At 35.8% G+C, this 11,440-nt stretch carries 9 protein-coding genes and 1 pseudogene; 6 read left to right on the top strand and 4 right to left on the bottom strand.

Annotated elements, in window-relative coordinates:
• The 3 genes and pseudogenes from BZK14_RS04410 to BZK14_RS04400 all read right to left on the bottom strand — a co-directional run.
• Positions 1-412, bottom strand: a pseudogene (locus BZK14_RS04410) (alkylhydroperoxidase); the annotation flags it as partial.
• A gap of 14 nt (positions 413-426) precedes the next feature.
• Entirely contained in the window at positions 427-897 is a 471-nt protein-coding gene (locus BZK14_RS04405; RefSeq protein ID WP_077925362.1) for an L-2-amino-thiazoline-4-carboxylic acid hydrolase, read from the bottom strand.
• 202 nt (positions 898-1,099) lie between these two features.
• Entirely contained in the window at positions 1,100-2,194 is a 1,095-nt protein-coding gene (locus tag BZK14_RS04400) for a LysM peptidoglycan-binding domain-containing protein (protein ID WP_077925361.1), read from the bottom strand.
• Positions 2,195-2,354: 160 nt separating this feature from the next.
• Between BZK14_RS04400 and def the strand changes: the two genes are divergently transcribed.
• From def to argH, 6 genes are read left to right on the top strand one after another with little or no spacing between them, the layout of a single operon-like run.
• Positions 2,355-2,873 (top strand): peptide deformylase, encoded by a 519-nt coding sequence (gene def / locus BZK14_RS04395; protein WP_077925360.1) that lies wholly within the window; start codon positions 2,355-2,357, stop codon positions 2,871-2,873.
• Positions 2,873-3,814 carry a methionyl-tRNA formyltransferase gene (gene fmt / locus BZK14_RS04390; protein WP_077925359.1) on the top strand — a complete coding sequence of 314 codons (942 nt, stop codon included), beginning with the start codon at positions 2,873-2,875 and terminating at the stop codon, positions 3,812-3,814. The genes def and fmt overlap by 1 nt, the downstream gene beginning before the upstream one ends.
• Positions 3,815-5,353, top strand: coding sequence for a 16S rRNA (cytosine(967)-C(5))-methyltransferase RsmB (gene rsmB / locus BZK14_RS04385; protein ID WP_077925358.1), 1,539 nt, complete (start codon positions 3,815-3,817; stop codon positions 5,351-5,353).
• The gene (locus BZK14_RS04380; protein WP_077925357.1) at positions 5,346-5,906 is read left to right on the top strand and encodes a DUF4390 domain-containing protein; all 561 of its coding nucleotides are present in this window, start codon (positions 5,346-5,348) and stop codon (positions 5,904-5,906) included. Before rsmB ends, BZK14_RS04380 begins: the two co-directional genes overlap by 8 nt.
• On the top strand, positions 5,900-8,044 hold the full coding sequence (locus tag BZK14_RS04375) for a sensor histidine kinase (protein ID WP_077925356.1): 2,145 nt from the start codon (positions 5,900-5,902) through the stop codon (positions 8,042-8,044). The genes BZK14_RS04380 and BZK14_RS04375 overlap by 7 nt, the downstream gene beginning before the upstream one ends.
• 16 nt (positions 8,045-8,060) lie before the next feature.
• Positions 8,061-9,449, top strand: a complete 1,389-nt coding sequence (gene argH / locus BZK14_RS04370) for an argininosuccinate lyase (RefSeq protein ID WP_077925355.1) — start codon at positions 8,061-8,063, stop codon at positions 9,447-9,449.
• On the opposite strand, the gene BZK14_RS04365 is transcribed toward argH, so the two are convergent.
• Positions 9,436-11,440, bottom strand: a 2,005-nt coding sequence (locus BZK14_RS04365; RefSeq protein ID WP_077925354.1) for a DNA internalization-related competence protein ComEC/Rec2, incomplete at its 5' end; no start/stop codon positions are given. The two genes, argH and BZK14_RS04365, sit on opposite strands and share 14 nt — an antisense overlap.

The raw sequence follows: 11,440 nt of genomic DNA, 5'->3' as shown, positions 1-11,440 counted from the left end.
GATAAGTGACAAATGTGACTAATTGCGCCAATAATAAAAAATCTTTTTCATGCCAACCTGATTCAATGACAGCAGTTACTAAAGCTTTATTGGCTTGCTTAGGTTTTTCAATGATCACATCCACATAATTTAATGCTGAATCATATTGAGTAGGGTTCAATTGAATATCGGAAGCATTAAATTGTTCAACATAATAATCTGCTAATAAATCACTGCCAGTCTTGCGTGCTACTTGTTCTGCTAAATAAAATTGAATAGATTGAGTTAAATGCTCTGATTCTGTTGAGAAAATAGTTTCAAAAGCCAGCTGTAAATGATCTGTTGCTACATCTCGTATAATACGTGCTTCTGCAAGTTTAGATTGTGGATTTAAGTGGATTAACTGATTGATTAAGTCTTGTTGAATGATCATAAATTGAATGATTCCTATTTTTGAGTTTGATAACAAAAGTCACAAAAACCATCACCATTCATAATGGTATGTGGGCGCGTGAGTTTAATGTGTGGAGCATATCCTTCGATAAATTTAGCATCACGATTACAAGATAATAGAAAGCCTATATCGCCCAATCCCATTCCTTGATACATTTCTGCGTATTTACAGCGATTCACTTGATACTCATAGCAATCTGAATTATTTGTGAGTACATCAATATTCAAAGCATCATCTTTTTCCCATAAATATTGTAAGGCAACAAAGCTTTCGATATCGGTTTTGTTATCTACTTCTTTACTTGCGAATGCTTTTCCAGCATCAATGGCAGCTTGTGCAATGGCTTCTTCCACAACTCTACGTGCTGCTTCTAAACCAAACTCACGTTTCATGATTTCGTAAATGGGCTTAATGATTTCAGCTTCTATTTTTCGCTGTTGTAAAATGCCAATTTTTACATCCATAAGACTTATCCTTAAGTATAAATAATAATCATACTAAATATATATGTTAAGTATTTTAATAAAAGGTGTCAATAGATATTAAGTAAATAATTAGGGAACACTGTTAATCGTAGGTTTGTCTTTAATAAGATTTTAAATATGGCAACAAAAAGGGCATGATTTTTCATGCCCTTTTGAGATAAAGAAGACTAAGATTTATATATTATTTGGTTATGTAATCTGAATAGGGAGTAACAGCCATCATATTTCGTTGTATAGGTTTTTTGCTTTCGATCACTATACCTAAACTCATTCGATCAAATACCTTATAAATCATGATGATGCCTGAAGCTTGTCCGGGAATTCGAATTCGTTTGCTAGGATTCATTGGGTCATTTTTGAAAATATCAGCTTGTTGAGCCAATAGTAAATCTCCGGGAGATAACGCAGCATCTAAGCCCTTATCTAAGACAACATTACCACCTACAGCAACACTTTTTAACATGCCTGGTGTGCCAACAATTTCTGCTTCAGTTTTTTGTGGTGCTGTTTTAGGTTCGAAATATAAATTACCAATATTACTCATTGGTGGTTGTTCGATTAAGAGTTGGCTAGCAGCTAAACCACGACTAATAATATTTTTAATATAAACAGTGGATACGCCATCTTTACTATTTTCTACAACAACTTCACCCGTTTTAATGAGTTCTGTACCAATTTCAACATCTTTCTTCTTCTTACCTTTTCTGATGTCATCTAGTTTCATACCTTTGTGAGTAGTGCTACGCTCGTAAACGTTGTAAGTTTTACCAGGAGTTAAATCACCTTTAACAAAAGCTTTTACATTTGTGTAGCCTGTCAATCGGTTATCTTCAAAACCAACGATGTAAGGTAGTGCTTTAAGTTCTTCAGAACTGACAATTTCCATATCGACAAATTTACCACGAAGATAATCATAAGAGATGACTGGTAAACCTAATTCTATTGGCACTTCTCTTAACTCAGGAGTTAATTTAACAGTTCGCATGCCTTTTTGTTGGTTATTGGAGGCTTTAAAATTTCTTTTATACACGATTGTACCATTAACCACTGATAATTCATCACCGGGGTAAATACGATTTGGATTGGCGAGTTGAGGGTTGTTTTTCCAAAGTTGACGCCATTCCCAAGGATCATCTGTATATTTTTTAGCAATATCCCATAACGAATCACCTGGCTGCACAACATAGTGTTGAGGCGCGTCAGGTTTGAGTGTTGCTGCCATAGAAATAGACGCACATAACAAACTTGTTGCAATGAGTAGGCGCTTTATATTCATAAATTATCCTTATTAATATTAATGCAAACAAAAATTTGATAAGATTATCTGAATTTTTTGAGCGTTTAGCAAGTTACAATACTAAATTAATCTAGAGCTAACGCAAGAAATAAGTGGATTTAAATGTATTTTCTTTGTAACGAATGGGTAATTCTTATTAATGTCTAAACTTGATGTAATTTATGTACCGCATGAAACGCTACGCAAGACAGCGAGTGTTGTCACAACTTTTGATAATGATCTGTATGAATTTGCAAATGGCATGCTAGAGACGATGTATGAGCATAAAGGGATCGGTTTAGCTGCAAATCAGGTGAATGATCTTAGGCGTGTTTTTGTAACCGATTGTAGTGAAGATAAGAGCGATCCTATGATCTATATCAATCCGGAAATCATTTGGGAATCAGATGATGTTGCGGATTCAGAAGAAGGCTGTTTGTCTTTACCAAGTATTTATAGCGGTCCTATTGAGCGTTCATTTGCGGTCAAAATACGTGCGCAAGATGTGAAAGGAGATTATTTTGAACGTGAAGCAGAAGATTTATTGGCGCGTTGTATGCAACATGAATTAGATCACTTGAATGGAATTTTATTTATAGATTATTTATCCCGTTTAAAACGTGATCGAGCATTGAAAAAGTTGGATAAGTATCTCAAGGATATGGAGGCTAATAAATAATGGTTCTTCCAGAAAATACTAGAGTAATTTTTGCAGGTACACCTGAATTTTCAACAGGTGCATTGCAAGCTTTATTGGATGCAAAATATAATGTAGTTGCAGTATATACGCAACCAGATCGCCCAAAAGGCCGTGGAAAAAAATTGGCTAAAAGCCCTGTAAAAGAGTTAGCAGAAATTAATAATATTCCTGTATATCAGCCTCTATCTTTGCGAAAAGAAGAAGCTCAAACTGAATTGAAAGCATTAAATGCAGATGTAATGGTAGTGGTTGCTTATGGTTTGATTTTGCCAGAAGCTATATTGAATACGCCCAAATTTGGTTGTATTAATATTCATGGCTCCTTATTACCAAGATGGCGTGGTGCTGCACCAATTCAACGAGCAATTGAGGCAGGCGATGCCGAAACAGGTATTGCAATTATGCAAATGGACAAAGGCTTAGATACTGGTGCAGTTTGGAGTGAAGGCAAAGTTGCCATCACAGAAACTATGAATTCTGGAGAGCTATTTGTTGCGCTCAAACAAATAGGATCAGATTTATTGATTAAAACATTACCAATAATTTTAGAAGGTAAGTCTGAGCCAATCCCTCAGCCAGAAGAGGGCGTAACATACGCAGAAAAATTAACCAAGGAAGAGGCGAGAATCAATTGGGCGGAGCCTGCTGAATTACTGGATCGTAAAATTCGTGCATTTAACCCAGCTCCTTGTGCTCATACTACTTGGAATGAGCAATTGTTTAAAGTTTGGACGGCACGATTAACGAGAGAGCCGAGCACAAAAAATCCTGGCACGTTAGAGGTTAAAGATGGATTGTTATTTGTGAATACTGGCTCTAACTTGATGGAAATTGTCACAATGCAAGTGGCAGGCAAAAAAGCAATGTTGGCATCAGAATTTTTAAAAGGTACTCAACTTCATTTAGAGGAATTAAAATAAATGAGTGAACAAACAACTCTAAATGGTGTAAAAGTTAGTTACAAACCGAAATCAGATAAGCCAAAGCAATTTTCGGATGATAAAAAGCGTTCACAAGATTCTAAAAAGCGTGTGTACTTTGATAAAGGACAATCTAAGCCTGCTCGCCCTTATGCAAATAAATCACGCAATACTCAAGCCAAAAAGGAAGTTAAACCTAACGTGATGGGTAATCCATTTGCACATATGATGCGTGATGCACGTTTTTGTGCAGTGGATATTGTATTCAAAGTAGAAAATGGGCAATCTTTATCTGAATTACTCATCACAGAACTAAAAGAGCTGAATGATAATGATAAACGTTTTGTACAACATTTGGTTTATGGTGCATTACGTTATTTTGAGATTCTAGAGTTTCAATTAACACATTATTTACAAAAACCAATTAAACCTTCTGAAAGGCATGTGTATTTGGCAATTTTGCTGGCAATTTATGAAATCACAGAAATGAATACAGCAGAATATGCTGCTGTGAATAACTGGGTAACATTGATTCGCCAAATGAATAAAGATTGGGCTGTGGGCTTAACAAATGGTATTTTACGTAAAGTATTGCGTGAAGGTTTACAGCCATTACCCAAAAATACTGCTAAGGTTTCGTTACCAAAATGGTTGTCAGAATCATTGATTAAATATTGGGGTGTTGAGAAAGCTTGTGCAGTAGCTGAACATTTTTTAACGCACCCACAAATGACGATTCGTATTAATCCATTGCAGGTAGACCGTGATCAGTATTCTGTATTGTTATCAGAAGTAGGTATTGAGCATGTTAAACATGATTGGGTAGATTCAGCGATTGTACTTCGTGAGGCTGTTTCAGTTTCTGTATTACCAAATTTTTCGACGGGTATGAGCTCTGTTCAAGATGCGAGTGCACAGTTAGCTGCTCAATTATTAGCACCTAAGGATCATGAAGTGATTATTGATGCGTGTGCAGCGCCGGGTGGTAAAACGGTAGCAATGTTGGAACGTAATCAGAATATTCAGGCCATCTATGCAATAGATAGTGTTGAAAAACGTTTATTGCGCGTCAAAGAAAACATTAGCCGCGTATTCGCTGAAGATTTAGCGAGTAAAGTAAAATTATCAGCGATTGATTTTGAAATTTTCCAATTAGATAATCAAGCGGATGCTGTATTACTAGATGTTCCATGCTCCGCAACAGGGATTATTCACCGACACCCAGATATTAAGCGTTTGCGCCAAGTGACAGATATTAAACCACTCGTAGAAGTCCAAGCGAAGTTATTAGAAAATGCTTGGGCGCAATTAAAACCTGGAGGGCGTTTATTATATTCAACCTGTTCTATCTTGAAAGAAGAAAATGAACAACAAATGAAAGCATTTTTTGCAAAACATGAGGATGCGAGTGAGATTGAATGTCATTTACCATTTGCAGAACGTGAATCGTTTGGATATCAAATTTTACCAATATCAGTTATGCGTCCAGAGAAAATGGATGGCTTTTATTATTGCTTAATTCAAAAGGCTCATGATTAGACTGCTTTGTATTTGGTTAACTCTGGCAAGCTCATTTTGTGTAATGAGCTTTGCTGAGGATTTTTCAATATCATCTGTATATGTGAAAAATGGCAATCAACAAGATACCTATAAGTTATCCATTGAAGCAACAATTAAAATGAGCAATGAACAAATTGAAATTTTACAAAATGGTATTTCATTGACATTCAGCTATACATTTGTAGTAGAAGAGAAGGTTGGACTTGTTTGGTTAGAAGGTGATAATAAACAAACAATTTATGATTATACAATTTCATACAATGCCTTAACTCAACAGTATGTGGTGGAATCTCATAAAAAACGTCGTTATGAGAATTTTCCTACATTAAGCCTAGCATTGGCTTATATTGCAGAACCCAAAAATATGAGTATAAAAATCATCGATAGAGAGCCTAATAGAGCTTATCGTGGTGGCGTTAGATTAAAATTAGATATCAATGAATTACCAACACCATTGAGAATTCCAGCTTATCTGTCCAAAGAGTGGAATTTAGATACTGGTTGGAAATATTGGGAGTTTAGCCCATGGTAAAAAGTTCCAAAAAAGAAAGCATATTTCCGTTGTTAATTTTATCATTTTTATTGATCATTATTTTATCGATGATGAGCCAATCATTGGAGTCTGTTTCACAATATTCAGATAACTTTGTTTGGTTATTAGCGGCGGGAGGATTATGTTTTTTATTACTGATTATTTTTGTTGGTCATTATATTATTCGGTTAATTCGCACTTATCGTAAAGGCTACATTGGCTCACGCTTAAATGTGCGGATGATGTTGTTCTTTTCAGGTATTTCCTTGTTACCTTTAACAATACTGTTGTTTTTTTCCATTACTATGGTTTTCAAGGGTATTGATAGCTGGTTTGATGAGTCTTTGGATAAAGGCTTTGATGATGCCTTAGCATTGTCTCGTTCTTCTTTAGATATTCGACGACTAGATGCTTTAAATTTAACACAAAATACTGCTGATCAATTATCGATGATTCCAATAAATGATTTGAGTTTTTACATTGAAAATATTCGAGAAGGTATTAACTCAATGGAGTTATCCGTCTTTGATGCACGTGGGAATGTTGTTGCTTTTGCCTCTAATGATTTTGATAAAATAATGCCTGAAAGGCCTAGTGATGTTATTTTCATGAGCGTTGCTCAAGGGATGGAGTATGTTGTTCTTGAACAAACTTCTGAATCACAATTGCGTGTTCGGGTTGTGACAAAGGTCTCAGAAACATCGCCATTTATCATTCAATCATTTTATGAAATTCCTGATAAATACACAGAGTTAGCTAACTCAACACGAGACTCTGTGCAATATTACAAGCAATTTAAATCACTACGGGCACCATTTAAAGTAAATTTATTGGTAATTTTAGTTTTAGTTGCTTTATTGTCAATTTTATTAGCATTGGGTGGTTCCTTTTTTGCATCGCGCAGAATTGTTAATCCAATCAGGGATTTATCTATTGCAACGAAAGCTGTTGCTGAAGGTGATCTAGAACGAAAGATCCGAGTCAAATCTAAAGATGAGATTGGATTTTTAACATCATCTTTCAATGAGATGATCCAAAAATTGAAAACAGCGCATGAAATTGCACAAAGATCACAGAGCTTATTAGAAGCAGAACGTGCACACTTGGCCTCTTTGTTAGAAAAACTCTCATCAGGTGTATTGGTGGTGGATGAAAAGGGTAAAATTCGTGTATTTAATAATGCGGCTTTAACTATTCTAGGTGTTTCGGAAGCGGATATGGAAAAGTTATCTACGGCTTCGTTACAGAATGCACCTGAGGCTTTGAAAAGCTTTATGATGCCAATTTTTGATTTTTTAAAGTCTACAGAAGAAAAGGAGTGGCGTACAGAGATTAGCCGCTATCATAATGGTTCTCAGCAGATTTTATCTGTGCGAGGTTCTGAGGAAAATGATCAAATTGGCTTAAAAGGTGGTGAAATCATTGTATTTGATGATATTACACAACTAATCAGTGGTGAGCGTGAATCAGCATGGAGTGAAGTTGCTCGCCGTTTGGCGCATGAAATCAAAAATCCATTGACCCCCATCCAGTTATCAGCAGAACGTTTGAAATTGCGCTTTTCTGAAAAAATGGTGGACAAAGATAAAGAAGTGATTGATAAATCAACAGAAACAATCATTGCACAAGTGAAAGCTTTGAAAACAATGGTGGATGAATTTAGTCAATATGCTAAGAGTTCTCAGCAGCAATTGATGGAACTAGATTTGAATCGTTTAGTACGAGAAGTGATGTATCTATATCAGGATTATCCTGCAGGCGTTTCGATTCATACTCATATCACAAGTGATCAAGCATGTATTTTGGGCGATGGTTTACGTTTGCGCCAGCTATTACATAATTTAGTGAAAAATGCGATCGAAGCTTGTATCGAGCAACAAGGCCAAATTGATGTGGAAGTGAAAGAAAATAATGATTGGATTATATTATCCATTCAAGATAATGGTATCGGTTTTGATCAAGAGCAAATGGGTAAAATTTTTGAGCCGTATGTAACAACCAAGCCAAAAGGTACTGGCTTAGGATTAGCCATTGTTAAAAAGATTATCGAAGAACATCATGGTAAAATTGCCATATATTCGGAAGGAAAAATGAAAGGAGCTGAGATTGTTATTCAGTTCCCAAAAGTGATTAAATAGAGGAAAAGGATTTAGGATGTCTGAACAAAAAGTGAATCAACAGTGGGGTGGCCGTTTCTCAGAAAGTACAGATGCATTTGTACAAGCATTTACAGCATCAGTGCAATTTGATCAGCGCATGTATCGTGAAGATATTGCTGGCTCTAAAGCGCATGCAGAGATGTTATTTAAGCAAAATATCTTATCTCAAGAAGATTTTGATGCGATTATCCTAGGCTTGACTGAAGTACAAATGGATATTGAATCAGGTAAATTCAATTGGTCAATTGCGTTAGAAGATGTTCATATGAACATAGAATCAGCTTTGACAGATAAGATTGGCATTGCAGGTAAACGTTTGCATACAGGTCGCTCGCGTAATGACCAAGTGGCAACTGATATTCGTTTATGGTTACGTAATACATTGGATTTGATTGATGATGAATTAAAGCGTTTACAGTTGGGGATTATTGACTTGGCTGAACGTGAATATTCAACAATTATGCCAGGCTTTACGCATTTACAAGTGGCGCAGCCCATTACATTTGGTCATCACTTAATGGCTTGGTTTGAAATGATTAAACGTGATCGTTCACGTTTTCAAGATTGTCGTGAACGTATGAATTACTCTCCATTAGGCGCTGCAGCATTAGCAGGGACAACTTATCCAATTAATCGTCATTTATCGGCAGAATTATTGGGTTTTAATGCGCCAACTGAAAATTCTTTGGATTCAGTATCAGATCGTGATTTTGCAATTGAATTTGCAAGTAGTGCAAGTATTTTGATGATGCATTTATCCCGTTTCTCAGAAGAATTGGTATTGTGGTCAACGCCTGCATTTGATTTTATTGATTTACCTGACCGTTTTTGTACAGGTTCATCCATCATGCCCCAGAAGAAAAATCCTGATGTGCCTGAGTTGGTGCGTGGTAAATCAGGCCGTGTATTCGGTCACTTGATGGGATTATTGGTATTGATGAAAAGCCAACCTTTGGCATATAACAAAGATAACCAAGAAGATAAAGAGCCAATTTTTGATGTTGCAGACACAGTTTTAGGTTCATTGCGTGCATTTGCGGATATGGTGCCTGCGATCATTGCTAAGAAAGATAATATGTATTTGCGTACAAAATTAGGTTTCTCAACAGCAACAGATTTGGCGGATTACTTAGTTCGTAAAGGTATTGCATTTAGAGATGCTCATGAAATCGTTGGTAAAGCAGTGAAGTTGGGTGTGGATACATCGCGTGATTTGTCTGAAATGAGCTTAGAAGAGTTACAAAATTTTTCTTCATTAATTGAAGCAGATGTCTTTGAGGCCTTAACATTGGAAGGTTCTGTGAATGCACGTGATCATTTTGGTGGGACAGCGCCAGCTCAAGTGAAAGCAGCAATTGAACGAGCAAAAGTTATTGTTGGTTAGTTACTGAAGGATTGAACCACCAGAAGTTTGCCGTATCTTGTGCGGATTGAAGTTGGAGTTGTGTGGGGGAAATATTAACCTTAATCGCGCCATAATAAGCATTGTACATATTATGGCGTTGATTATTGGCGTGAATCTTTTTGGTGGAGCTGATTAAAATGACATCGTCCCAACCTTTTGGGATTTTATAACCGTGTGATCGCCCTTTATTGGGAAATAGTACCACATTTGGTTTGTCATTTTTATACAAGACTTTCAGCCATTCGGATGTTGTAATGTTTGCAATGAGCCAAATTTTTTGATCATGCAATGTGATTTGAAAAGCACAACTTTTTTGTGTATTGAGTGGCTCAATGATTAGTTGGTTGCTTTGGAAATAATACTCTTGGCAGTTGGCACTTTGATTGAACAAAGGTTGTAAGCTTGGATGCGTAATCATTTGAGCATTAGGATAAGCTTTGCGGATGGTTTTTGTGCCGCCAATATGTTGCTGATTGTCATGGCTAAGAATTATGTTATCCAATGCTTGGATATTTATGTTTTTTAGTGTTGGGAGTGTTGTAATTTCAGCACTGTCAAAACCTCGAAAATAAGGCCCTGTATCAAATAGTAATGTTTGATCATGGCTTTTTAATAATACGGATAATCCCTCGCCCACAGGTAAAGCTAATAAATATTCATCATGATTAGGTTTAAATGTATGAATGATGGTAAGTATAATGCCAAATCCATAGCATAACCGATATTTCCAGTATGTTTTCTTGATTAATAATAAGGATAATACAGTGATTAGAACGGCGGTTAATAATGAAATGTATGGTACTTCAATATGACTATAAGGGATTTGATTCATCACGCGTAGAAAATTGAGCAGGGTTGTGATGTTGTGATCACTCAATTGTAATAATGTATTTCCAATGGATGATGAAATTGGTAAGATTAAAAGCCCAATCAATAAAAATGGCAAAATCAACAAGGTTGTCCAAGGAATTGCAAAGAGATTGGCAACAGGACTGATTAGGGAAATCTCATTGAAGAAGCTTGCCACAATTGGAATGGCTAATGTGCTGATAATGAGTTGCGTGAGCAATAAAGAGATAATGAAAGAGAATCGATATTGGCTAAGTAGCATTAGAATTAATACTGCGGTAAAAGATAGCCAAAAACCAATTGTAACTACCGAAAATGGTGATAAAACTAAAATAATTAATAATGCAGTAGCCAGACTTTGGAAATTTAGAATAGGATAACGAATAAGGAGTGCAATCATAAAAATTGCAAACATGATCAAAGCTCGTTGTGTTGGTAAACTCATGCCTGCTAATAATGCATAACCAATGGCAATGATTAAGCTAATAACAGCGGCGATTTGATAAGGTGCAGGTTTTTGTATCATGCAAAAACCTAATAATGTTTTTAAAATGATGAAGCACCATAACGCAATAAAAGTTAAATGTAAGCCTGAAATCGCTACTAGGTGAATGGTACCTGTTTGGCGCAATAAATCCCACGTAGATTGATCCAATAAATGAGTTAAACCAACACTTAATGCGCTCATTAAATCAGCATTTTGGAAATAATGGCCTTGAAAATAGTTCGATATATTATTTCGTGTTGTCATCAGGCTATTGGGTGCTTGAATAAGTTTTAAAGGTTCTTTGATATTAGCAGTACCAATTCTACGATTGACCAAATGTGTTAGGCGAGGATTCAGTTTTGTAAAAGTTGCTTTAGCACGATTTGGTTGAATGGTGAGAGATGTTTCATAGATAGCATTTAGTAATAATGGTTGGTTTTTGGGGAGATTATATAATTGAATTGCATAATTCTTTAATTTATCAGGGGCGGTAATAATTACTTCGCCTGCATTGCTATCAGAGTAAATTTTATTAATTTTAAATTGGTATTGATCTGTTTGTGGTAAATAGTTAAAAGTTGTTTGGTAATCCAACAACTTAGGAATAGCAAGTGTAAATGCAAATATAATTCCC

It is taken from the genome of Wohlfahrtiimonas larvae (assembly GCF_002006755.1).
Taxonomy (GTDB): domain Bacteria; phylum Pseudomonadota; class Gammaproteobacteria; order Cardiobacteriales; family Wohlfahrtiimonadaceae; genus Wohlfahrtiimonas; species Wohlfahrtiimonas larvae.
The sequence above is the reverse complement of the archived record's forward strand: the minus strand, read 5'-3'. Positions and strand labels throughout refer to the sequence as shown.